General features: G+C 57.6%; 22 protein-coding genes and 1 tRNA gene. 11 read left to right on the forward strand and 12 right to left on the reverse strand.

From position 1 onward, the window contains the following. Positions 1–24: 24 nt before the first annotated feature. The 3 genes from FPL19_RS03935 to FPL19_RS03945 form a co-directional block, all read right to left on the reverse strand. Positions 25–2031: a TonB-dependent receptor plug domain-containing protein gene (locus FPL19_RS03935; RefSeq protein WP_150910806.1), complete on the reverse strand. Its 2007-nt coding sequence runs from the start codon at positions 2029–2031 to the stop codon at positions 25–27. A 145-nt stretch (positions 2032–2176) separates the two neighbouring features. Continuing rightward, complete coding sequence (gene secB / locus FPL19_RS03940) at positions 2177–2689, reverse strand: protein-export chaperone SecB (RefSeq protein ID WP_150910808.1); 513 nt, start codon at positions 2687–2689, stop codon at positions 2177–2179. Between the two features lie 37 nt (positions 2690–2726). Continuing rightward, entirely contained in the window at positions 2727–3143 is a 417-nt protein-coding gene (locus tag FPL19_RS03945; protein WP_150910810.1) for a rhodanese-like domain-containing protein, read from the reverse strand. Between the two features lie 161 nt (positions 3144–3304). Here FPL19_RS03945 and gpmI point away from each other — a divergent pair, with 161 nt between their 5' ends. From gpmI to FPL19_RS03965, 4 genes are all read left to right on the forward strand, one after another. Beyond that, on the forward strand, positions 3305–4843 hold the full coding sequence (gene gpmI, locus FPL19_RS03950; protein ID WP_150910812.1) for a 2,3-bisphosphoglycerate-independent phosphoglycerate mutase: 1539 nt from the start codon (positions 3305–3307) through the stop codon (positions 4841–4843). Continuing rightward, positions 4840–5976 carry a murein hydrolase activator EnvC family protein gene (locus FPL19_RS03955; RefSeq protein WP_404802795.1) on the forward strand — a complete coding sequence of 379 codons (1137 nt, stop codon included), beginning with the start codon at positions 4840–4842 and terminating at the stop codon, positions 5974–5976. The genes gpmI and FPL19_RS03955 overlap by 4 nt, the downstream gene beginning before the upstream one ends. Positions 5977–6085: 109 nt before the next feature. Next, the gene (locus FPL19_RS03960) at positions 6086–7555 is read left to right on the forward strand and encodes a S41 family peptidase (protein ID WP_150910814.1); all 1470 of its coding nucleotides are present in this window, start codon (positions 6086–6088) and stop codon (positions 7553–7555) included. Positions 7556–7593: 38 nt separating this feature from the next. Beyond that, complete coding sequence (locus FPL19_RS03965; protein WP_150912388.1) at positions 7594–8370, forward strand: divergent polysaccharide deacetylase family protein; 777 nt, start codon at positions 7594–7596, stop codon at positions 8368–8370. Positions 8371–8459: 89 nt separating this feature from the next. Here the strand turns inward: FPL19_RS03965 and hisF are convergent, their stop codons facing one another. The 5 genes from hisF to FPL19_RS03990 form a co-directional block, all read right to left on the reverse strand. Continuing rightward, the gene (gene hisF, locus FPL19_RS03970; RefSeq protein WP_150910816.1) at positions 8460–9233 is read right to left on the reverse strand and encodes an imidazole glycerol phosphate synthase subunit HisF; all 774 of its coding nucleotides are present in this window, start codon (positions 9231–9233) and stop codon (positions 8460–8462) included. A gap of 8 nt (positions 9234–9241) precedes the next feature. Then, positions 9242–9979, reverse strand: coding sequence for a 1-(5-phosphoribosyl)-5-[(5-phosphoribosylamino)methylideneamino]imidazole-4-carboxamide isomerase (hisA, locus tag FPL19_RS03975; protein ID WP_150910818.1), 738 nt, complete (start codon positions 9977–9979; stop codon positions 9242–9244). After that, a complete protein-coding gene (gene hisH, locus FPL19_RS03980; RefSeq protein ID WP_150910820.1) occupies positions 9973–10614 on the reverse strand; it encodes an imidazole glycerol phosphate synthase subunit HisH in 642 nt (213 codons plus the stop codon). Before hisH ends, hisA begins: the two co-directional genes overlap by 7 nt. A 50-nt stretch (positions 10615–10664) precedes the next feature. Beyond that, complete coding sequence (hisB, locus tag FPL19_RS03985; RefSeq protein WP_135803146.1) at positions 10665–11258, reverse strand: imidazoleglycerol-phosphate dehydratase HisB; 594 nt, start codon at positions 11256–11258, stop codon at positions 10665–10667. Positions 11259–11366: 108 nt separating this feature from the next. Then, positions 11367–11828 carry an SRPBCC family protein gene (locus tag FPL19_RS03990; RefSeq protein WP_150910822.1) on the reverse strand — a complete coding sequence of 154 codons (462 nt, stop codon included), beginning with the start codon at positions 11826–11828 and terminating at the stop codon, positions 11367–11369. A gap of 202 nt (positions 11829–12030) precedes the next feature. Between FPL19_RS03990 and FPL19_RS03995 the strand changes: the two genes are divergently transcribed. The 7 genes from FPL19_RS03995 to FPL19_RS04025 all read left to right on the forward strand — a co-directional run bounded on the left by FPL19_RS03995 (position 12031) and on the right by FPL19_RS04025 (position 17911). After that, on the forward strand, positions 12031–14181 hold the full coding sequence (locus tag FPL19_RS03995) for an AsmA family protein (protein ID WP_150910824.1): 2151 nt from the start codon (positions 12031–12033) through the stop codon (positions 14179–14181). Then, positions 14181–15239, forward strand: coding sequence for an A/G-specific adenine glycosylase (gene mutY, locus FPL19_RS04000; RefSeq protein WP_150910825.1), 1059 nt, complete (start codon positions 14181–14183; stop codon positions 15237–15239). Before FPL19_RS03995 ends, mutY begins: the two co-directional genes overlap by 1 nt. Then, positions 15236–15508, forward strand: coding sequence for an oxidative damage protection protein (locus FPL19_RS04005; RefSeq protein ID WP_150910827.1), 273 nt, complete (start codon positions 15236–15238; stop codon positions 15506–15508). Before mutY ends, FPL19_RS04005 begins: the two co-directional genes overlap by 4 nt. Before the next feature lie 87 nt (positions 15509–15595). After that, positions 15596–15671, forward strand: a tRNA-Phe gene (locus tag FPL19_RS04010). A 151-nt stretch (positions 15672–15822) separates the two neighbouring features. After that, on the forward strand, positions 15823–16392 hold the full coding sequence (locus FPL19_RS04015; RefSeq protein ID WP_150910829.1) for a DJ-1/PfpI family protein: 570 nt from the start codon (positions 15823–15825) through the stop codon (positions 16390–16392). Positions 16393–16438: 46 nt separating this feature from the next. Continuing rightward, on the forward strand, positions 16439–16807 hold the full coding sequence (locus FPL19_RS04020; protein WP_150910831.1) for a ribbon-helix-helix domain-containing protein: 369 nt from the start codon (positions 16439–16441) through the stop codon (positions 16805–16807). A gap of 138 nt (positions 16808–16945) precedes the next feature. Next, positions 16946–17911 (forward strand): calcium/sodium antiporter, encoded by a 966-nt coding sequence (locus tag FPL19_RS04025; RefSeq protein WP_150910833.1) that lies wholly within the window; start codon positions 16946–16948, stop codon positions 17909–17911. Between the two features lie 6 nt (positions 17912–17917). On the opposite strand, the gene FPL19_RS04030 is transcribed toward FPL19_RS04025, so the two are convergent. The 4 genes from FPL19_RS04030 to FPL19_RS04045 all read right to left on the reverse strand — a co-directional run bounded on the left by FPL19_RS04030 (position 17918) and on the right by FPL19_RS04045 (position 22287). Beyond that, complete coding sequence (locus FPL19_RS04030; protein WP_150910835.1) at positions 17918–18355, reverse strand: DUF4124 domain-containing protein; 438 nt, start codon at positions 18353–18355, stop codon at positions 17918–17920. 30 nt (positions 18356–18385) lie between these two features. Beyond that, positions 18386–19594: a glycolate oxidase subunit GlcF gene (gene glcF, locus FPL19_RS04035; RefSeq protein WP_150910837.1), complete on the reverse strand. Its 1209-nt coding sequence runs from the start codon at positions 19592–19594 to the stop codon at positions 18386–18388. A 163-nt stretch (positions 19595–19757) separates the two neighbouring features. Continuing rightward, on the reverse strand, positions 19758–20822 hold the full coding sequence (gene glcE / locus FPL19_RS04040) for a glycolate oxidase subunit GlcE (protein WP_150910839.1): 1065 nt from the start codon (positions 20820–20822) through the stop codon (positions 19758–19760). Next, positions 20815–22287, reverse strand: coding sequence for an FAD-linked oxidase C-terminal domain-containing protein (locus FPL19_RS04045; RefSeq protein WP_150910841.1), 1473 nt, complete (start codon positions 22285–22287; stop codon positions 20815–20817). The genes glcE and FPL19_RS04045 overlap by 8 nt, the downstream gene beginning before the upstream one ends. Between the last annotated feature and the right edge of the window lie 31 nt (positions 22288–22318).

Consider the following 22318-nt stretch of genomic DNA (forward strand, 5'->3'; position numbering starts at 1 on the left):
TTGATTCAAACGGGATGTTGGTTGTTATTGGCCAAACGAGACCTTCAAACCGGCGTAGGCGAAGCGCCCTGCCACTGGCCTGAAGTCCTCGCCACTGCTGGCAATCGAAAAATCGCGCTGCACGTCGGTGGCGTTATCCACACCACCAAACAGGCGAAGGTGACTTGAAAGCTGGTAATTCAGCTTCAGATCAACGGCGGAGTAGCCGGGGGATTGGGTGCCAAGGTCGGCGTCGACGAATTCGTCACTCTGATAGCGATAGCGAAGTCCCCAGGACAACCCCGGCACGAACAGAGGACCATCGATACCGAGGCTGACCTGATGGCGGGGCACTCTGTTCAGTTCGTTTCCGGTTTTCAGGTCTTCGGTGTGGGTGAGCGTATAGCCGGCGTTAACCTGCCAAAGCTCAGAGGCTTCCCAGCCTGCCGTGGTTTCCAGCCCCCAGGTACGGGCCTCGGCCACGTTCTCATAGCGGAACTGCCGAACACCGTTGGTCACTTCGCCGGTGTCGTAGGTCTGAATTAACTGCTCGATGTCGTTAAAGAAGGCATTGGCCTCAAGCCAGGCACTGCGGTTCCAGGACAGACCACCGCCAAATTGGTAACTAACGGACTCCTCAGGCTGCAGCCCCTCATACCCATCAACGACGTAACCAATCTCACTGTGGTCAAACCGGTAGTAACGTTCTTTAAGATTTGGCACTCGATAGCCCGCACCAACGCCAGCGCGCAAGAACCCGGCCACCGCATCAGACTCAAGCAGATCGTAGCGAGCGTTAATCTTGGGTGCTGTGTGGCTACCGAAATCGGAATCGTTCTGGAAACGAACGCCGGGGACCACCTCCAATTGATCATTCGGCATCCAGGTATCCTGCAACCAGACTTCCTCCCCGTCTCGTTCTCTTTTGCGCCTGTCGCCGAGCTCTGATGCGCCATCAATCGTTTGTTCCAGGCTTTCCCGGGTAAAATCCATTCCGCCCTGCAACAGGTTGCTGGCACCTAAAGTTTGCGACGCCTCAATGGATGCCTTGGACAGCGCGGCGTCTGCGCGCCGATCATCGAATCGACGCACAGCGTTGTATTTAATCGTGTCGTCTTTTAGGCGTTCGTGCAGGGCCGACCAACCGGCACTGAACCCGGTACTGATCTGGTGATCACCCGTGAGAACATATCGGGTGCGTTCAACTCGCTCTGTCTTACCCTGATTCACGGGAGTGGGAGAAATGGGGAGGGTGCTCCGAGAAAACGAATCCTCTTCGAACCGATTCAACCGCCCGCTGATGCGGTGTTTATCCCTCGCTCCGGGCAACCAGTCGGCCCTGAGGTTCACATCGCTTCTATCAATCTCTTCGCCTGGCATCGCCCAGTTCTCAGGCTCAGGATCGATGCCATCCTGATGCTGATGGGACCCGGACAGCCGCACCGCCAGGGCATCTGTGCCACCTTCAACCTTTGCGCGGGTGCTGTAACGGCTGGGCTCGTATTTCTCACCGGACGGGTTCTGATCTCGATAGGTGCCCGCGTCTGTGGTCAGTTCGCCGGAGAGCCCGGGCTGAGGCGGACGGGTAATGATGTTCACCACGCCGCCGATGGCGGAGCTGCCGTACTGGGCGGACGTCGCGCCCTTCACCACTTCGATACGTTCGATATCAACCGCGGCCAGCTGGCTAACATCTACCGAAGACCCCGTTGTCGCGGTCATTGGCAAACCGTCAATCAACACCAGGACCCGATCCGAGGACACGCCCTGGAGCCAGACTTCAAACCCCGCCTTGCCGTGAATCGCTTTCAGCTCTAGACCTGGCACGTTCTCCAAGGCCTCTTTCACGTTCCGGGCATGGGTGTTCTCAATTTCCCTGGCAGTGACCACTTCCGTTCTTACCGGCGTGTCCAACAGTTTTTTTTCCGACCGGGTTCCGGTGACAACAATCTCGTCCAGATACCCAACACGCTCCGAGCCAGGATAAGCCTGGGGAGAGACCAGCAGGGCCGGCAGTATTACTAAAGCCAGGGGTCCTTTGGACAAACGCATGATAATCCGCTTCCATTCGCCTATTTATTGAATGCGAATTATTATCGTTTATATTTATAAGCATTGCAAAGACTCCGTCTGAATTTTCTTTCGGGCACAAAAAAACCGGCCGAAGCCGGTTTTATCAACGAAACGTCTCGCGCGTTCAGTGCGTCTTTTCTGCACTGCCTTCGCCGTTTGCGCCAGCAGTTTCCTCCTGCTTGCGCTTCAGCGCCTGAGCGTAGATGGCGTCGAAGTTGACCGGCGCCAGCATTAATGCCGGGAAGCTGCCCTTGTTGGCCACTGCGTCGATGGCTTCACGAGCATAAGGGAACAGAATGTTGGGGCAGTAGGCACCCAGCATGTGGCCCAGCTGCTGACCCTCAACGCCTTTGATCATGAAAACGCCTGCCTGCTGGATTTCAACCAGGTAAGCCACTTTCTCGCCCATTTTGGCAGTCACCGTCAGTGAAAGAACGACTTCGTACTGACCTTCATCGTTCAACTTGGTGTGCGAGGTGTTCAGATCAAGATTGACCTGCGGCTTCCACTGTTCCTGAAAAACAGAAGGCGAATTGGGCGACTCGAACGACAGGTCTTTCAGGTAAATACGCTGAAGGGCAAACTGAGGTTGGTTCTGGTTTTCGTTGCCTGCTGCGGCCTGATCATTTTCAGCCATGTTCAATACCTTTTGTGTTTGATTGCGCTGTGTTGGATTATTTCTTCACCAAAGGCAGGTTGCTGCCCTTCCAATCGGCGATTCCGCCATTGAGGCGAACAACATTGTTAAAGCCTTCTTCTTTCAATTGCTTGACGGCCATAGCAGAATGCTGCCCCATTTTGTCGGCAACGATAATCTGCTTGTCTTCATGCTTTTTCAGCTCACTGGCCCGGCTTTTAAGGCTGGCGAGCGGAATGTTAATGGCGCCGGTGATGCGACCTTCGGTAAAATCTTTCCGGTCGCGGATATCGATCACGATGGCTTCATCGCGGTTGATAAGACTTACTGCCGCCTGCGCGGAAATTTTCTGGCCACCACGACGGGTCTCCAGAATGATCAGCGCAATCAGCAGCGCCACAAACAGAGACACCAGAATATAATGATTAACCGCGAATTCGAACACCCGTTCCATGAAACCACCTTGCTGTAGAGTGCTGTAAAGGTAAAGTCAGGAGCGGGATTATACACATCCACGGTCAGTGACAGAAGGTGACAAAATTGGCCATGGAATGCGAATAAGTTTAAAATGTAGTAGTTTTACGAAATTTATTGAATTCAATGATGGGATAAGTGATGACTGCCACAAAGAAGCCGACCGCACTGATCATTCTTGATGGCTGGGGCCACCGGGACCCGGCAGAAGACAATGCCATCAGCTCCGCCAACACACCCTGCTGGGACAGGCTCTGGCAGGACAATCCCAGAACTCTTATCAATACCTCTGGAAAGTACGTTGGCCTACCCGAAGGCCAAATGGGCAATTCCGAAGTTGGCCACATGAACCTTGGTGCCGGACGGATTGTCTATCAGAGCCTGACCCGGATCGACAAGGACCTGGAAGACGGCACCTTTTCTGAGAACCCGGCCCTTTGCGCCGCTATCGACAAGGCGGTTCAGAGTGGCCGTGCGGTTCACCTGATGGGACTGCTGTCCCCAGGCGGTGTTCACAGCCACGAAGACCATATTATGGCCGCCGCCGAAATGGCAGCGGCGCGAGGCGCAAAAGAAGTCTATATCCATGCCTTCCTCGACGGCCGGGATATGCCTCCGCGCAGCGCCCGGCCCTCCCTGGAAAAAGCCGCCGCCAAGCTGAAAAGCCTGGGCGTTGGCCGGGTAGCCACTATAGTTGGCCGCTACTTCGCCATGGACCGTGACAATCGCTGGGACCGGGTAGAGCAGGCCTACAACGCCATGACCCTTGGCGAGGCCGAGTTCACCGCAGACGACCCGGTTACCGCGCTGGATCAGGCCTACGAGCGTGGCGAGAACGACGAGTTCGTCAAAGCCACCCGCATCCAGGGCAGCGGCGGCACCATCAATGACGGCGACAGCGTGATCTTCATGAACTTCCGTGCCGACCGGGCTCGGGAAATGACCCGCTGTTTTGTCGAGAAAGATTTCGACGGTTTTGAACGTCGCAAACACCCGGAACTGGCGGATTTCGTCATGCTTACCGAGTACGCGGCGGATATCCACACCAGCTGTGCCTACCCGCCCGAACAGTTGTCCAACGGTCTGGGGGAATACGCGTCTAACCTGGGTAAAACCCAGCTGCGGATTGCCGAAACCGAAAAATACGCCCACGTTACCTTCTTCTTTAACGGTGGCCTGGAAACGCCTTTCGAGGGAGAGGACCGCATTCTGGTGCCCTCACCCAAAGTAGCCACCTATGATCTGCAGCCGGAAATGAGTGCGCCGGAAGTGACCGACAAGCTCTGCGAAGCCATCAAGAGCGGCAAGTACGATCTGGTTGTCTGCAACTACGCCAACGGCGACATGGTAGGCCACACCGGCAACATGGAAGCCGCCATCAAGGCCGCGGAATGCATTGACCAGTGCGTTGCGAAAATTACAGCGGCGCTTGAAGAAGTTGGCGGTGAAGCACTGATCACCGCCGACCACGGCAACTGTGAGCAGATGCAGGACCCGAATTCCGGCCAGGTACATACCGCGCACACCATCGGCCCGGTACCGCTGATCTACGTGGGTCCGCGCAAGGTATCGCTGATCGACGACGGCAGCCTCAGCGATGTCGCCCCCAGCCTGCTTGCGATGATGGGTGTGGACCAACCCTCCGAGATGACCGGGCACAGCCTGGTACGCATCGGTTGATCCGCCTTCTGCTGCTGACCCTGGCACTACTTTACAGTGCCTCGTCAGCACTGGCGGAACAACAGGTAACGCCTGGCCAGATTGAAGCGCTAAAGGAAGAAATAGCCGACATCGATGAATGGCTCGACGATGCCGAGGAAGACCGGTCATCGCTGGAGCGGCAGCTCGCTGATCTGGAAAAACGCATTGGCCGGCTTACCCGGGAACGCAGGGAACTTCGCCAGCAAGCCAGCCAGCAACAAAAGCGACTGGCGGAGTTGGACCAACAGGAAACAAAGCTGGTCCGCACTCTGGATAACCAGCGGCAAAGCCTGAAAAAACAGATCCGTGCCGCCTGGATGGAGGGCGACGCACCGGCCGTCAAGGTGCTGCTGAACGAGATCGACCCGGACAAGATCGCCCGCACCATGACCTACTACGAGTACCTCAGCCGCGACACGGTTGAGCGCCTGGAAGCCTTCTCTGCCAACCTGAAACAACTAAAAGCAACCCGCAAGGAAGTGCAGGAAGGCAGACAGAGACTTGCCCGACTGGAAGAAGACGTGGCGGACCGCCAGCAGAAGCTCGCGGCCAGCAAGGAACAACGTCAGCAGACACTCGCCTCTCTGAAAGCCGACATAAAAAGCCGGCTTAACGAACGGGAACAGCTGGAAGCAGATCGCCAGAGGCTTGAAAAACTCTTGCGGGAGGTCGAACAGGCCATCGCCGACATACCCTCGCCAAACGAATCCGCGCCCTTCAAGTCACTTCGCAACAGCCTGCCCTGGCCGGCTAGCGGCAAGGTAACAAGCAACTTCGGGGATAGGTACGCTAAAGGCAAGCTGAGCCGCACCGGCATGCTGATCAACACCTCCGAGGCATCCGAGATCAAGGCCGTGCACTACGGGCGGGTGGTGTTCGCCAACTGGCTTCGCGGCTTCGGACTGATCACCATTGTCGACCACGGTGACGGCTACATGACCCTTTATGGCCACAGCAGCAGCCTGTTCACCAGTCCCGGGGACTGGATTAATGCGGGCGAGGCCATTGCACTTGCCGGCCGCACCGGTGGCACCGACGAACCGGCCGTCTATTTTGAAATCCGTCACAAAGGTCAGCCCGTTAACCCCGCGCGCTGGCTCAGTGGTCGCTGAATCGGGCCTTCAGGATCCGCCGAAAGGCTGACAAATCAGCCTGATAACGCCATACTGTCGGACACTGCCTGGCAACGACCCAGCCACCGGAATAACACAGGACATGTGAATGAGACGGGTAAGACGTATTCAGCAAACTGCATCCTTTTGCGCATTCGCCCTAACCGCCTGCCTTGGCACCTTTGCCACCATGCCCGGCATGGCCTTCGGTCAGCAGGCAGAGGAATCCGCGCAGGACCTGCTGGAAGGCATCAAAGCCGGTGAAAAGGTCGAGATAGAACTGCCCGATCCGGAGAAGCAGTTACCGCTGGATGATCTGCGAAAGTTTGCCGAAGTGTTCGGCCGGATCAAGGATGCCTACGTCGAGGAAGTCGGTGACCAGAAGCTCCTGGAAAGCGCGATCAAAGGCATGCTTTCAGATCTGGACCCCCACTCCACCTACCTGACGCCCAAGGACTACGAGAGGCTGGAAGAAAGCACCTCCGGCGAATTCGGCGGCCTGGGCATTGAAGTAGGCATGGAAGATGGCTTTGTAAAAGTGATTTCGCCCATTGACGATACCCCGGCCCAGAAGGCCGGCGTCAAGGCTGGCGATCTGATCGTCAAACTCGGGGACCAGCCGGTCAAAGGCATGTCACTGGAAGAGGCAGTCAAAGTGATGCGCGGCAAGCCGGGCACCACCCTGACACTGACCATCATCCGAGAAGGCGAGTCCGGACCGATCGAGATCGAAGTGGAGCGCGCCGTCATCAAGGTAGCCAGCGTCAAATCCCGGATGATCGAGAACGGCTACGGCTATGTCCGTATTACCCAGTTCCAGGCAGACACTGGCTCCCAGTTCAGCGATGCATTGGAGTCTCTCGAAAAGAAACATGGCAGCTCACTGGACGGCCTGGTCATTGACCTGCGCAACAACCCAGGCGGCATTCTACAGGCCGCCGTGGAAGCGTCCGACGCACTGCTTTCAGAGGGGCTGATTGTCTACACCGAGGGCCGAATCCAGAGTTCGCGCCTGCGCTTCAATGCCAATGCCGGCGAGATCATGCCGGAGACACCGATTGTTGTTCTGATCAACGGTGGATCTGCTTCCGCATCGGAAATCATGGCAGGCGCACTACAGGATCAGGAACGTGCCGTTATCATGGGTACCCAGTCGTTCGGCAAGGGCAGTGTACAGACCGTCATACCCCTGGATGAAACCCATGCCATCAAGCTTACAACGGCGCGCTACTACACGCCGGACGGGCGATCTATCCAGGCCAAGGGCATCAGCCCGGACATCGAGGTAAAGCCGGCGGAACTGACTGAGCTGGAAGGCCAGTCCTTTTTCACCGAGGCGGATCTTGCTGGACATCTTGAAGGCCAGAACGAGGAAAAGGGAAAGCCGAAAACGACCGAGAGCGACGGGCAAAAGCCCGCGAAACAATCGACGGAAGAAAAAGGCGACCAGTCCATGTCTCCGGTTGAACGGGACTACCAGCTTCGTTCCGCACTCAATCTTTTGAAGGGCCTGAATATTCTCAAAAAGCGCGGTGTGTCCCAGCAGAGCAGCACTTCCACAGAGGAAAGCGCGAATTGAGAACAATCACTGCGCTAATAGCAGGCGCATTGCTGTCTATGGCGGCGCAGGCTGAGGCCCCTGCCTCAACCCAGCGCCAGGTGCCGCCCACTATCGCCATCATTATTGATGACATGGGGCATAACCGTGTTGAAGGCGAGCGCCTGATTGCTCTCGAGCAGCCCCTGACACTGGCCTTTTTGCCCTATCGGCGCCACACCTCGTTTCTTGCGGAAAAGGCGCATAAACAGCACAAAGAAATCATGCTCCATGCGCCGATGGCCAATACCCGGCGGTTAGCGCTTGGGCCCGGTGGGCTCGATGAGGGTATGAACCAGAGCGACATCACCCTGACGCTGCGACGCGCGCTGAAATCCATTCCCCACGTCCAGGGTGTGAACAACCACATGGGCAGCCTGTTGACCCAGAAGCTGAAGACCATGGACTGGGTGATGGGCGAGATTAACCAGTATCCTCTGTACTTCGTCGACAGCCGGACCATTGCCTCGTCGGTTGCTGGCGATGTTGCCGCCGCCTACCGTATTCCAACTTTGTCCCGGGATGTATTCCTGGATCATGAACAGACGGAGGAATACGTGCACAAGCAGTTCCAGCGGCTGATTGAGACAGCAAAAGAGAACGGCAGCGCCATCGGCATAGGCCACCCCCACACGGTGACCGTGGACTACCTGGGAAAGCATCTACCGATGCTGGATCAGCAGGGCGTGGCAATTGCCACCGTCAGCGGGCTATGGGCCATCCGTAATGGCAACATGCGGATGTTTGCAGAAGGTGAGAAGCGGGCTATCAGGCCGGCATTAGCAAAGCAGGAATAAAGACGTCGGGTTTCGCTTTGCTCTACCCGACCTACGAAAAGCCGAAAACCCGTAGGTCGGATTAGCCAAAGGCGTAATCCGACAAGCGTTCAATCCCGAACAACGATCCCTTGAGCCTTCATAAACGCTTTCGCCTCAGGAATCGTGTGCTGCCCGAAATGGAAAATTGAAGCCGCCAGCACCGCATCAGCGCCGCCTTCGGTCACGCCATCCGCAAGATGCTGAAGCTCACCCACACCACCTGAAGCAATAACCGGCACGGACACCGCGTCACTGATCGCCCGGGTCAGTCCGAGGTCAAATCCGATCTTGGTGCCGTCACGATCCATACTTGTCAGAAGCAGTTCACCGGCCCCCATGGCGGTCATCTTGCGAGCCCACTCAACGGCGTCCAGCCCTGTGGGTTTACGACCACCGTGGGTAAAAATCTCCCATCTGGGCTGCTCTCCTTCCGCACTGACACGCTTGGCATCAATGGCAACCACAATGCACTGGCTACCGAAGCGATCGGCGGCTTCACGGACGAATTCCGGATTGAACACCGCAGCCGTGTTGATGGACACCTTATCGGCACCCGCGTTCAGCAGCTTACGGATATCCTCAACGGTTCGTACACCACCGCCCACCGTCAGCGGAATAAAGACTTCAGCTGCCATTCGCTCAACGGTTTCGTAGGTGGTATCGCGGCTTTCATGGCTCGCGGTGATATCCAGAAAGGTAATTTCGTCAGCGCCCTGCTCGTTGTACTTGCGAGCCACCTCAACCGGGTCGCCGGCATCACGGATATCAACGAAGTTGACGCCTTTCACCACGCGCCCTTTGTCGACGTCCAGACAGGGGATAATGCGTTTTGCCAGAGCCATAACGTGTCTTATCCTTTCAGGCTGTCACAGAAGGCCTGGGCCTCGCTGACATCCAGGGTACCTTCGTAGATGGCGCGTCCGGTAATAGCGCCAAGAATGCCCTGATCAGCCACGGTAGCCAGCTGTTTGAGGTCATCCATATTGGTTACGCCGCCGGAGGCGATCACCGGGATGCCGCCCTCTTTTGCCAGCGCGGCGGTGGCTTCAACGTTCACTCCCTGCATCATGCCATCACGGCTGATATCGGTATAAACGATGGCTTCTACGCCGTCATTGGCAAAGCGTTTTGCCAGGTCGGTCGCCATGACTTCCGAGACTTCCGCCCAGCCATCGGTTGCTACGCGGCCGTCTTTCGCGTCGAGACCAACAATAATGTGGCCCGGGAAACGCTTGCACATCTCGGTGACGAACTCCGGCTCTTTCACCGCCTTGGTGCCGATAATCACCCACTGTACACCCGCCTCCAGATAGGCTTCGATGGTTTCCGCCGAGCGGATGCCACCGCCGATCTGGATGGGCAGATCGGGGTATTTGCGGGCAATGGCGCGAACAATCTCACCGTTCACCGGCTCACCGGCAAAGGCGCCGTTCAGGTCCACCAGGTGCAGGCGGCGAGCGCCGGCCTCGACCCAGCGGGTGGCCATATCAACGGGATCATCACCGAACACGGTGGAGTCGTCCATGCGGCCCTGGCGCAGTCTTACGCACTTGCCGTCTTTGAGGTCTATGGCCGGGATAATCAGCATTTTCCAGTCCAGTTGGTGAAGTTTTTCAGTAATTGCAGCCCCGCCCGTGCGCTTTTTTCCGGGTGGAACTGCACCGCAAAGATGTTGTCTCTTGCCACTGCTGCCGCCAGGTCGACACCGTAATGGGTACGGCCGGCAATATCGGGATTGCCCTCGGCCTCGGCGTAATAGCTGTGGACAAAATAGAAACGGTCGCCGTCCGGGATGTCCTGCCAGAGGGGGTGATCCATGGTCCGGTGGACTTCATTCCAGCCCATGTGGGGTACTTTCAGCCGCTGGCCGTTTTCCGTGAGGCCATCACCGAAAAAGCGGACCTCCGACTGGAACAGATCAATGCAGTCCACCCAGCCGTTTTCCTCACTGCGGGACATCAGGGCCTGCATGCCCACGCAGATGCCCAGAAGGGGCCGGTCAACCGACACTTCCCTCACCAACCGGTCAATTTCCAGGCGCCGGATTTCGGCCATACAGTCCCGGATAGCGCCTACGCCGGGCAGTATCACCCGGTCCGCACTGCGGATCTGATCAGCATTGTCAGTGACCAGCACGCGGGTGCCCGGTGCGACGTGCTCCACCGCTTTACTCACGGAATGAAGGTTACCCATGCCGTAGTCGATAATGGCAACGGTTTTCATGTGAAGAGAGATTTCCTGAATCGGGAGTCTTATTGAAAATCCGGGGCCGCTTACAGCGACCCCTTGGTGGACGGGGTAATCCCCGCCATGCGCTCGTCCATTTCAATGGCCATGCGCAGGGCGCGCCCGAAGGCCTTGAACACGGTTTCAATCTGATGGTGGGTATTCTTACCCTTCAGGTTGTCGATGTGCAGGGTAACCATGGAATGATTCACAAAGCCCTGGAAGAACTCCGCAAACAGATCCACATCAAAACCACCCACAGCACCACGGGTGTAGGGCACGTCCATCAGCAGGCCGGGGCGGCCGGACAGATCAATCACCACACGGGAGAGCGCTTCATCCAGCGGCACATAAGCGTGCCCGTAGCGGCGGATGCCCTTCTTGTCACCGACCGCCTGCTTGAAAGCCTGCCCCAGGGTAATGCCGATGTCCTCCACCGTGTGGTGGTCATCGATGTGCAGATCACCTTTGGAAACAATGTTCAGATCCACCAGACCATGACGGGCGATCTGGTCCATCATGTGTTCCAGGAAAGGCACACCCGTATCAAACGAGGACTTGCCGGTACCATCAAGATCGATCTCGACGGTGATCTGTGTCTCCAGGGTATTTCGTTCTACCCGAGCCTTGCGTTCGGCCATGGGGGCTCCCAATTATCAGTTGGCAAATGCCGTAAAATACAGCGCCATATTATACCTTTTAAGAATCCCCGCGTCCCGCAATGGTCTCAATCGTCTTGATAGCCGGCCTCAGAACGCCTTTTTCAGGTTCTTCATATAGGTGTCGACCAGGCTATTGAACTCGTGTTTGACCACGGGGCTGATCGCCAGTTTAAGCATGCCTGGCAGGGGCACCGTCAGCTCTGCGCTGGTGTGGAACTTGACCTCGGTCGCGTTGTCGCCTTTGGCCTTTAGCGTCCAGTATCCGCTAACAACACCGTTGCCCTCGCCCTTTACCGGCTCCCAGGTGATCTTGCCTTTCTCTTTGTCGGGGTAGTATTTGCAGGCATACACCGACTGGATAGCGTGCTTGTCCACACCGACCTTTTCCATTTCCCAGCGATAGGTGTTGTCACCAAGATCCACCAGTTTGTGGACTTTCGGAAAATGGCTGACGGATTTGGGCACGTCCGCCAGCAGATCAAAGGCCTCGTCGTAGCTGGCGGGCAGTTCGAGTTCACGATTAAGCTCAATGGAGATGGTAATTGCCACAGTCTTTTCCTCTTATCATTGTTGGTCGCGCACTCCGTGCACGTGCACGCTTTTGTCTTGTTCTGGAATCTGTCGTCTATTTTGGCTGATCACTAACGTATTGTCATACCTGCGGCCTTTTATTTTGTTACCCCTGAGTTATCCTTGATCCCATACTTCCGTCCTTCCGGCGGAAAGGAAACAACGAAAGGACGCCAGAACCATGAAAGCTGTTCGCTACGTCGCATTCACCCTTATCGGACTGGTCATACTGGCCATTGCAGCCGTTGCCATTGCCGTCACGCTCATCGACCCGAATACCTACAAACCGCAGATTGAGAAAGCGGCGGAATCCAGCACCAACCTCGACCTCATCCTGGCCGGGGATATTGGCTGGTCGTTCATACCGCTGGGGCTGGAACTGAATGATGTGGAGGCGACGCTTGATGACCAACCGTTCGTGCGCCTTGACCAGCTGGTGGCGGAAGTGGATTTCTGGTCGCTGATTGCCATGTCACCAAGAGTGAATACCTTTGTCCTGAACGGACTCGATGCCAACCTGTCGGTCGACAAACAAGGCACCGGCAACTGGACGCGGATCATGCCGGAAGGTGAGCCCGCCGCAGATACAGCCCAGGAGCAGGCAGCCACGGGAACGGAAGCACCAGCCGAGGACACCTCAGGCGGCGCACCCCTGAATTTCAACGTCGAGCAGATTGAAATCGGCAACGCCAGGATCAACTACGAAGACAAGAGCACCGGCCAGTCCGTTGTCCTTGAAGGCGTCACTCTGACAGCCAACGAAATCACCCTGGGATCCAGCTTCCCCCTTGAGCTCAGTTTCCGCTTTGCCACCAACCAGCCGCAATTCGAGCTTGATGGCAATATCAGCGCACAACTGACAGCGAACGAGGCCCTGAACGAATTCTCCGTGGAAGACCTTGACGCCACTTTCGACATGGCCGGCGAGCCCCTGGGCGGAGAATCCGTGCAGGCATCCCTGACCGGTTCACTGGCGGCCAACCTGGAAAGCGAAACCGCGACCCTGTCTGACTTTACCGCGTCGCTGGCCGATCTCACGCTGAATACCAATCTGAACGTCATGGGTTTCGGAGCCAAGCCACAGCTGTCCGGCAACCTGAGCATCGATGAATTCTCACTCAAGTCACTGCTCACAGCACTGGGCCAGCCGGCCATTGAGACGGCAGACCCCGATGTGATGAAGGCCATTGCATTCTCGACAACGATTGGCGGATCCCCGGGCACTGTCGCCCTGAACGACCTCACTATTTCCCTGGACGACACCACCTTTTCCGGTGGCGCTGCCTACACGCTGGCCAACAGTGGCATTGAGCTTAACCTGAAAGGCGACGCCATCAACGCAGACCGCTATCTGCCACCAGCCAGCGACGAAGAAGCCCCAGCAGGCGAGACTGCACCGCCTGAAACAGCCACTGAGGAAGGCGACCTGCTGCCTCTGGAGACGCTTCGCACACTTGCCCTGGACATCAAACTCGGCCTGGGCGAACTGATCGTCAGCAATCTCACCATCCGGGACATCAACTCGGTGATCACCGCCCGCAACGGCCTGCTGAAGGTGGAAGATTTCAGCGGCAAACTCTATGAAGGTGGATTTGCAGCCAACGTCACGCTGGATGCACGCAGCGACAATCCGTCCTGGGTGATTGGCTCCAAAGTGGAAGGCGTCGAAACCCTGCCACTGCTGACTGATCTGGCCGAAGTGGAAATGCTGGCGGGCGCCGCCAATCTGAATGTGGACGTTAAAACCACAGGCAACCGGATATCCGCACTTCGAAGCAATGCCAAGGGCAACATCGGCTTCAATCTTGCCGAAGGGCAGTTCACCAAGATGAACCTGACCCGCATGGCCTGCCAGGGCATTGCTCTCGTCAACCAGGATCAACTGAGCAACAACGACTGGGGCACCAGCACACCATTCAATGATATGCGCGGCACTCTGAAAATTGACGGCAATACCCTGAACAATACCGACCTGGTCGCCGCTTTGGCCGGCATGAAGCTTGAAGGCGAAGGTACGGTCAATCTGGCGACCTCGCAAATAGACTACGAAGCAGGCCTGCGCATCGTGGGTGAAATTCACCGCGACGAAGCCTGCCGGGTCACAGACACCGTCAGAAACGCCGTCATCCCCGTGGAATGCCGTGGCAACTTTGCCGAAGACCCGGCAGGCATTTGCTCCTTTGACGGCTCACGCTTCCGGGACACCCTGCAAACCATTGCCAAAAATGCAGCCAAAGCGAAAGTGGATGAGGAAGTGGACCGGGCCAAGGAAAAAGCGGAAGAAAAGCTGAAAGAAAAAGTAGGCGAGAAACTGAAAGGCCTGTTCAACTGATGCCGGAGCCAGTCGCGGACAAACTACTGTCATGGTATGACCAGAACGGCAGGCATGACCTGCCCTGGCACCACGACCGTAACGCTTACCGGGTCTGGGTATCAGAAATCATGCTGCAGCAGACCCAGGTGACAACCGTTATCCCCTACTTCCAGGCCTTCATGGAACGTTTCCCTGATGTCGAGGCACTTGCCGGGGCGCCGGTGGACGATGTGCTCAGCCATTGGTCCGGCCTTGGCTACTATGCCCGGGCACGAAACCTCCACAAAGCAGCGAAACAGGTTGTTCAGGAGCATGACGGCAAGTTCCCGGCGGATCAGGCGAAGCTGGAATCGCTGACCGGCATTGGCCGCTCGACCGCTGCCGCAATTGTCGCTCAGGCGTTTGAGCAACGGGCCACTATCCTGGATGGCAACGTCAAACGGGTTCTGGCCCGCTACCACGCCGTACCCGGATGGCCAGGCAAAACCAGCGTGCTTAACCGCCTGTGGGAGTGCGCCGAACAGCACACCCCGGACAAACGCATTCGCGACTATACCCAGGCCATTATGGATCTGGGCGCAATGGTCTGCACACGCAGCCGCCCTGCTTGCGAAAGCTGCCCATTGTACTCTGGCTGCGAAGCCCGGGCCCTGGGTGAGCAGAAGCTTTATCCCGGCTCCAAACCGAAAAAGGACAAACCCGAGAAAACCACCTGGATGGTAATACTGGAGGACAGCCAGGGCCGGGTCCTGCTGGAACGCCGGCCACCCAGCGGCATCTGGGGCGGCCTCTGGAGCCTTCCGGAACTGGACCCGGCCTACCAGCCGGAAGAGCTGCCTGACGCCTGCGAACGAGCGTTCGGCTATGACTGCAGCCAACCGGAACTGGGCAGCGGTTTCCGGCACACCTTCAGCCACTACCATCTGCACATCCAGCCAGCCCGGCTCAGCGTTGCCAGCACCGCCCGAGTTGCGGACAATGGCACCCATCAGTGGGTACACCGGGACGACGCCCTGTCCCTGGGCCTGCCCGCCCCCATTCGCACCATTCTGACCACCCCACAGGAGCAGCCATGAGCCGCACCGTATTCTGTCGCAAGTACCAGGAAGAGCTTGAAGGCCTGGACTTCCCGCCGATGCCAGGAAAGAAAGGCCAGGACCTTTATGAGAACGTGAGCAAAAAAGCCTGGGAAGAATGGCAGGCCCAGCAGACCATGCTGATTAACGAAAAACACCTCAGCCTGATGGACCCGAATACCCGCAAATACCTGCAGGCGCAGATGGAACGCTTCTTCAACAACGAACCCTTTGACAAGGCCGAAGGCTACGTTCCGCCAGAGCAGTAAAACCGGGGTACTTTTTTAATTGCACAGCCTTGACTCAAAACCCCTAAACCGGTTTAATAGCGCCCCGTTGCAGCACAGACGCAACATGCCCGGATAGCTCAGTTGGTAGAGCAACGGATTGAAAATCCGTGTGTCGGTGGTTCGATTCCGCCTCCGGGCACCATTAAGAATTCAGACAAAGCCCGCCTAGTGCGGGCTTTGTTGTTTCTGGCACCCGCCGTTTGAATGCCACTGTAGTATCCCCCTAATACCCCTTGTCTTAAGACCCTTGGTAACGTGGATTTGCCACCACCAACAAATACAAGGAGAAAGGTATGAGCGGCAAAAAGATTCTGATGATCACCGGTGATTTCACCGAGGACTACGAAACCATGGTTCCGTTTCAGGCGCTTCAGGCCGTGGGCCACACTGTCCATGCGGTATGCCCCGACAAGAAGTCGGGAGACACCGTGGCCACAGCCATCCACGACTTCGAGGGCGATCAGACTTATACTGAGAAGCCAGGTCACCGATTTACCCTGAACGCCGACTTCGCCGGGCTCAACCCCGCGGACTACGACGCGCTGGTGGTTCCGGGCGGGCGTGCACCGGAGTACCTGCGCCTGAACGAAGACGTGAAGAAGCTGGTTCGTCATTTTTTCGAAACGAAAAAACCTGTGGCGGCCATTTGCCACGGTGCCCAGTTGCTCGCTGCAGCCGGGGTGCTTGAAGGCCGCGAGTGTTCTGCCTACCCCGCCTGCCAGCCGGAAGTGGAGCTGGCCGGAGGTCGCTTCGCGGCCATCGACGTTGACGCGGCAGTGACCGATGGTAATCTGGTGACAGCACCGGCATGGCCAGCCCATCCCCAATGGCTGGCACAGTTTTTCAAGCTGCTGGACAAGTGACAGATGCGGGGCCGTGACGCGGCCCCGGATTCATGAGGATAGCGCCATGTGCAAACTCTTCGTCCACGCGGATTCCGATCTCTGGGTCAGCCGCACCCATTCCCTTCGTATCGACGGCATGGTAACCAGCATCCGCATGGAAAATGCCTTCTGGCATGCGCTCACGGAACTTGCTGCCAGAGACGGCATGAATCTCCCCCAGATGATTACCAGGCTTTACCATGAATCCATCGACGCAGGGCACGATCTAGGCAACTTCACGTCCTTCCTGCGGGTCTGTGCCTTGCGGTATATGGCATTACAGCTCAGCGGAGATATACCCCGTGACACCGGGATCCCGATCGCCTCACTGGATGCGGACAGCATCTTGTCCAGAGACATGGATCAAAAGCCACCCAGTGAAGCGACCCACTGAACGGGACAGACCCAGCCGCCCTGCCTGCCGCCATACCCGATGTTATCCGCATAAATGCTGAGATAGACAATCAGTTCGTTTTCTCTAACATGCGATCCATTCAGTGGCTTTCTCCACTACTAAAGTCAGGAGATGTTCATGTTTCTACCCCTGCTCGCTATTGTCCTCGGCCTGGCACTTCTGGTGTGGAGTGCCGGCAAATTTGTCGAGGGCTCTGCGATAACCGCGGGCCATTTCGGCATGCCTCCGCTGCTGATTGGCATGGTGGTGGTTGGCTTCGGTACCTCCGCGCCAGAAATGGTGGTGTCGGCACTGGCAGCTACCCAGGGCAATCCGGGACTGGCACTGGGTAACGCCTATGGTTCCAACATCACCAACATCGCGCTGATTCTGGGTATCACGGCCGTAATCAGCCCGATTGCCGTGCATTCAGCAGTGATGCGTAAGGAGCTTCCGATACTCGCCGCTGTGACCGCTCTTGCGGCATGGCAACTGTGGGATGGTGAACTGACCCTGGTAGATGCACTGGTACTACTGGGCGTGTTTGCGGTTCTGCTGGGCTGGTCGATCTATCAGGGCATGACCGCCAAATCGGATGCGCTGGCGGCGGAAATTTCTGCCGAGCTGGAAATCCGGCCCATGTCACTGCGCGCCGCCATCGGCTGGCTGGTGGCCGGCCTGTTGCTGCTTATTCTGAGCTCCCGGGCTCTGGTATGGGGTGCCGTGGATATTGCCCAGGCATTTGGCGTCAGTGATCTTATTATCGGCCTGACCATTGTGGCCGTGGGTACGTCCCTGCCCGAACTGGCCTCTTCCATTGCCGCCGCCCGCAAGGGTGAGCACGACATTGCCCTGGGCAACATTCTGGGCTCCAACCTGTTCAACACCCTGGCCGTGGTCGGCATCGCGGGCGTGATCAGCCCCATGCAAGTGGCGCCGGAAATCCTGTCCCGCGATATTCTGGTGATGGCGGCGCTGACTCTGTCCCTGTTTGTGATCGGCTATGGTTTCCGGGGACCGGGCCGCATTAACCGCGCTGAAGGCAGCCTGTTGCTGGCCTGCTTTGTCGGCTATACGGCCTATCTGGTAACCACCAGTTTCTAACCGGTTCTAGCCCAGCACGCACTGCCAGGAGTGCTGCTGGCTAAGCTCCCTGCGCTGGCGCCTGAGGCTGTTTCCCCGATCGTTGGCGTAACCGGCCCGCAGCTGACTCTGGATCTTGTCCAGCCGACGTTCCAGCTTGTCGCACTGCTTCTGAGCTTTTAACTTGCTTTTGTCCGGCACTGAATCCCGGGTCGATTTATCCCGTTCCCGGTTCTGTCGAATCTGCCGGTAGATGCCCCTGACTTTTTCGCTCTGGCGAATATTACCGGCCATGGGAATGACAGAAGGCGCCTTCAGTGTGACCGCTTTGGTCTCATGTCTGGAGGGCGCCGTGTCGGAAAAATGGGTAATACCCTGGTCGTCAGTCCAGGTATACATTTCTGCGGTGACTGGTTGGGCCAGCAAAGGCAGGCACAAAAGTACAAAATGCCGTCCTGGCATCATATCCACGCTCCCTGTGGTTTTGTTTTCCGGTCAGGCGTCCAGCAGCTCTATCCAGTGCTGCACCGGCACCTGCGATTTGGTTTCCAGATGCATCTGGCAGCCGATATTGGCCGTGACGATGCGATCCGGCTTATCAATGGTAAGGGCTTCCAGTTTATTTTTCAGCAAACGCTGGCTCAGTTCTGGCTGAAGAATCGAGTAGGTGCCGGCAGAGCCGCAGCAAATATGCTTGTCTTTGGTCTGTGCCAGGTCAATGCCAGCCTTGCGCAATACCTGGTCCACCACGCCATTCTGTTGCATGGCGTGCTGCAGGGTGCAGGGGCAGTGAAATGCGACCTTGCCGGGGCTGGTGGACACCTTCAGCTTGTCCAGATCCTGTTCAAGCAGGAAGGCACCCAGGTCGATGCAGAGTTCGCTGACTCTCTGGGCCTTCTGCGCATAGACCGGATCGTCCTTCAGCAGATGGCCGTAATCCTGAACCATGGCACCACAGCCGGAGGCGGTCATTACGATCGCTTCGGCGCCGGCATCAATGGCAGGCCACCAGGCGTCGATATTGCGGCGCATGGCGTTCAGAGCAATTTCGTGCTCGGACAGGTGATGATTCACCGCGCCACAGCATCCCGCCTCAGGTGCTTCCACCATGGTTATGCCCAGCCGGTCGAGAACTCTGGCCGCCGCAGCGTTGGTATTGGGCGTTGCGGACGGTTGTGCGCAGCCCGCCAGGGCAAGCACAACGCGATCGTGGCTGGAAACCGGCCAGGGGCTGGCTTTCTTCCTGGGCGGTACTTTGGCGCCCAGAGCACCTGGCAGAACCGGTTTGAAAAACTGGCCCATTCGCAGCAGGAAACCGAACAGCTGCCGATTAGGGATAACCCGGCCCAGGCCCCAGCGGATCCAGCGCTGCTGTGGCGGCCGTGGCATTTCCTTTTCCATGAAGTTGCGGCTGATGTCCACCAGGCGGCCATACTTCACGCCGGACGGGCAGGTGGTTTCACAGCTTCGACAGGTCAGGCAGCGGTCCAAGTGTTCCCGGGACTTTTCGGTAACCTCTTCGCCTTCCAGGAACATCTTCATCAGGTAGATTCGACCACGGGGGCCATCCCGCTCGTCGTTCAGTTCCTGGTATGTCGGGCAGGTCGCGGTGCAGAATCCACAGTGAACACAGGCCCGCAGGATGGATTCAGCTTCCTGGCCTTCGGCGGTGTTGGCAAATTGTTGAACTAGATTGGTCTGCATGGTTTACCTGGTCTGCTGGGTTCGGGGGTGTTCGCGGCTGGGTATGCTCCTCCGAAAAACGTTACAAGCCCATCCATGGGCGCTTGGGCTCCGCCATCCAGGGCTCCGCACATTTTCGGAAGAGCATACCCAGCCGCTTTTCTGACTCTCGGAACTGCCTGCTTTAAAGCCAGCTGTAGAGTCTACCCGGGTTAAAGATTCCGTCCGGGTCGAACGACTCTTTCAAACGTTTCTGAATTGTCTGCAAAGCCTGCGGCTGGTGGTGCATCACTTCATCACTGCGATCTCCGCCCCGGAACAGGCTGACCTGTCCGCCAGCGCGCTGGGCCATGGTTTCGATCTGGGCCATATCCGCTTCACCGCGGTACCAACGCTGGGAGCCCGCCCAGTCGATCAGCCAGGGGCCATCCAGTTCCGGATTCGCGGCCGTTGAACCGACCGAAAAGCGCCATAGCGGCTCGTCGCCGGCGAAAAAGTCATGCTGCATGTGTTGAAGCTGCTGCCAGAATTCTTCGCCCTGCTCCATCACCTCGCCGGTCCATTTCTCCGCCGTTGCTTCCACAGCAGATTTCGCGCCGGAAAGCCGCAGGTAGACCTTGCCGTCGACCCAGGCGGCACCGGTGATGGGCTTGGATTCGCCGGCTCGCTGGTTCATGTATCTGATCACGTCTTCGATCGGCATCTCCTCAACCAACGTCATTGAGCTGGCGGGTATGGGCATAACTTTCAGGCTTATCTCGGTGATCGCACCCAGAGTCCCCATGGCGCCGGCCTGCAGCCTTGAGACGTCGTAGCCGGCCACGTTTTTCATCACCTGGCCGCCAAAGCGTAGGTGCTCGCCTTTACCGTTAAGCAGGCGGATACCCAATACCTGATCCCGAACCGAGCCGGACCAGGGTCTGGCCGGGCCGGATAGGTTGCAGGCCAGGGTGCCGCCCAGGGTTGAGGCGTCGCCGAAACGTGGAGGCTCGAAATGCAGGCACTGACCTTCTTCCGCCAGAATAGTTTCGATAACGGATATCGGCGTGCCCGCACGGGCCGTCATGATCAGCTCCACCGGGTGGTATTCCACAATACCGGTATGCTCGGCAAGGCTCAGGGCTTCGGCATCGCTGTCGGCTGTGCGGCCCATAAAGCCCTTAGTGCCACCGCCAACAATGTTGAGCTTCTGGTGTTTTTTGCGGGCGTTCAGAATCTGTTTTTTTAACGCCTCGGAATCATCAGCCATGCGCTACTTCCACCGTGTCATGGTTGTGTTGTTTGTACTCGAGCGAGCGATACTCCTGGCAGAATTTCAGCGCCGGGACGCCCTTACCCGGATTCAGTATGCCATTGGGGTCGAACGCGGCTTTCAGGTCGTGGAACTGCTGCAGTTCCTCGTCGTTGAACTGCACCGCCATCTGGCGGATTTTTTCCACGCCCACGCCATGTTCGCCGGTGATGCAGCCGCCCACCTCCACACAGAGGTTGAGGATGCTGCCGCCGAACGCCTCTGTGCGCTCGAATTCACCGGGCACGTTGGCATCAAACAGGATCAGCGGATGCAGGTTGCCGTCGCCGGCGTGGAATACGTTGGCCACCCGAAGTCCGAACTTCTCGGACATTTTTTCCATTTCCAGCAGCACATGGGCCAGCTGGCGGCGCGGGATGGTGCCGTCCATGCAGTAGTAGTCCGGCGAGATTCGGCCGACCGCCGGGAAAGCGGATTTACGGCCTTTCCACAGCAGCGCCCGTTCTTCTTCACTCCGGGAAGTTCTCACCGAGGTGGCACCCAGCTTTTTGAAAACCGTTTCAGCCAGCTCGATGTGTTCCTGAACCTCTTCTTCTGTGCCGTCCACTTCACATAGCAGCAGGGCTTTGGCGTCTCGCGGATAGCCCGCCTGGGCAAAATCATCCGCCGCCACAATGGCATAGCCGTCCATCATTTCCAGGCCACCGGGGATGATGCCGGCGGAGATGATGCCGCCAACGGCATCGCCGGCTTTCTGAACGCTGTCGAAACCGGCCATCACCACCCGGGCGATTTCAGGCTTGGGCAGTAGCTTCACCTTCACTTCGGTGACGATGCCCAGCAGGCCTTCAGAGCCGGTCATCAGTGCCAGCAGATCCATGCCACAGGCGTCCAGAGCATCGTTACCGACCACTACCCGCTCACCTTCAGCAGTAACCATTTCCACGCTGAGGATGTTGTGAACCGTAAGGCCGTACTTCAGGCAATGCACACCACCGGAGTTCTCCGCCACGTTGCCACCGATGGTGCAGGCAATCTGGGAGGATGGATCAGGCCCGTAATAGAGGTTGTGCTGCGCCGCTTCCTCACTGATGGCAAGGTTGCGAACACCGGGCTGAAGCCTTGCGGTGCGGGCCAGCGGATCAATCTCCAGAATGCGATTGAACTTGGCCAGCGACAGCACCACGCCTTCCTTGTGAGGCATGGCGCCGGCACTCAGGCCGGTACCGGCGCCACGAGCGACCACCGGCACACTGTGTTCATTGCATATGCGCATCACCCTCTGGACCTGGGCCGGGGTTTCCGGCAGCACGACCAGCAGCGGCATCTCGCAGTACATCGACATGCCGTCGCATTCGTAGGGCTTCATGGTCTCGTTGTCGGTGATCACGAAGTCCGGGTCAATAAAGGCCCGGAATTTCTCCGCCAGTTCCGCTTTACTGATGGTTGGCCTGGTTGTCATAGCCGCCTCTGCTGGGGAATTTGCCTCACTC

It is taken from the genome of Marinobacter halotolerans (assembly GCF_008795985.1).
In the GTDB taxonomy this organism is placed as follows: Bacteria; Pseudomonadota; Gammaproteobacteria; order Pseudomonadales; family Oleiphilaceae; genus Marinobacter; species Marinobacter halotolerans.

Excerpts from the sequence above, each read along its gene's own strand:
- FPL19_RS03935 (WP_150910806.1), bottom strand. The coding sequence starts at position 2,031 with ATGCGTTTGTCCAAAGGACCCCTGGCTTTAGTAATACTGCCGGCCCTG.
- secB (WP_150910808.1), bottom strand. The coding sequence starts at position 2,689 with ATGGCTGAAAATGATCAGGCCGCAGCAGGCAACGAAAACCAGAACCAA.
- FPL19_RS03945 (WP_150910810.1), bottom strand. The coding sequence starts at position 3,143 with ATGGAACGGGTGTTCGAATTCGCGGTTAATCATTATATTCTGGTGTCT.
- gpmI (WP_150910812.1), top strand. The coding sequence starts at position 3,305 with ATGACTGCCACAAAGAAGCCGACCGCACTGATCATTCTTGATGGCTGG.
- FPL19_RS03960 (WP_150910814.1), top strand. The coding sequence starts at position 6,086 with ATGAGACGGGTAAGACGTATTCAGCAAACTGCATCCTTTTGCGCATTC.
- FPL19_RS03965 (WP_150912388.1), top strand. The coding sequence starts at position 7,594 with ATGGCGGCGCAGGCTGAGGCCCCTGCCTCAACCCAGCGCCAGGTGCCG.
- hisF (WP_150910816.1), bottom strand. The coding sequence starts at position 9,233 with ATGGCTCTGGCAAAACGCATTATCCCCTGTCTGGACGTCGACAAAGGG.
- hisA (WP_150910818.1), bottom strand. The coding sequence starts at position 9,979 with ATGCTGATTATCCCGGCCATAGACCTCAAAGACGGCAAGTGCGTAAGA.
- hisH (WP_150910820.1), bottom strand. The coding sequence starts at position 10,614 with ATGAAAACCGTTGCCATTATCGACTACGGCATGGGTAACCTTCATTCC.
- hisB (WP_135803146.1), bottom strand. The coding sequence starts at position 11,258 with ATGGCCGAACGCAAGGCTCGGGTAGAACGAAATACCCTGGAGACACAG.
- FPL19_RS03995 (WP_150910824.1), top strand. The coding sequence starts at position 12,031 with ATGAAAGCTGTTCGCTACGTCGCATTCACCCTTATCGGACTGGTCATA.
- mutY (WP_150910825.1), top strand. The coding sequence starts at position 14,181 with ATGCCGGAGCCAGTCGCGGACAAACTACTGTCATGGTATGACCAGAAC.
- FPL19_RS04005 (WP_150910827.1), top strand. The coding sequence starts at position 15,236 with ATGAGCCGCACCGTATTCTGTCGCAAGTACCAGGAAGAGCTTGAAGGC.
- FPL19_RS04015 (WP_150910829.1), top strand. The coding sequence starts at position 15,823 with ATGAGCGGCAAAAAGATTCTGATGATCACCGGTGATTTCACCGAGGAC.
- FPL19_RS04020 (WP_150910831.1), top strand. The coding sequence starts at position 16,439 with ATGTGCAAACTCTTCGTCCACGCGGATTCCGATCTCTGGGTCAGCCGC.
- FPL19_RS04025 (WP_150910833.1), top strand. The coding sequence starts at position 16,946 with ATGTTTCTACCCCTGCTCGCTATTGTCCTCGGCCTGGCACTTCTGGTG.
- FPL19_RS04030 (WP_150910835.1), bottom strand. The coding sequence starts at position 18,355 with ATGATGCCAGGACGGCATTTTGTACTTTTGTGCCTGCCTTTGCTGGCC.
- glcF (WP_150910837.1), bottom strand. The coding sequence starts at position 19,594 with ATGCAGACCAATCTAGTTCAACAATTTGCCAACACCGCCGAAGGCCAG.
- glcE (WP_150910839.1), bottom strand. The coding sequence starts at position 20,822 with ATGGCTGATGATTCCGAGGCGTTAAAAAAACAGATTCTGAACGCCCGC.
- FPL19_RS04045 (WP_150910841.1), bottom strand. The coding sequence starts at position 22,287 with ATGACAACCAGGCCAACCATCAGTAAAGCGGAACTGGCGGAGAAATTC.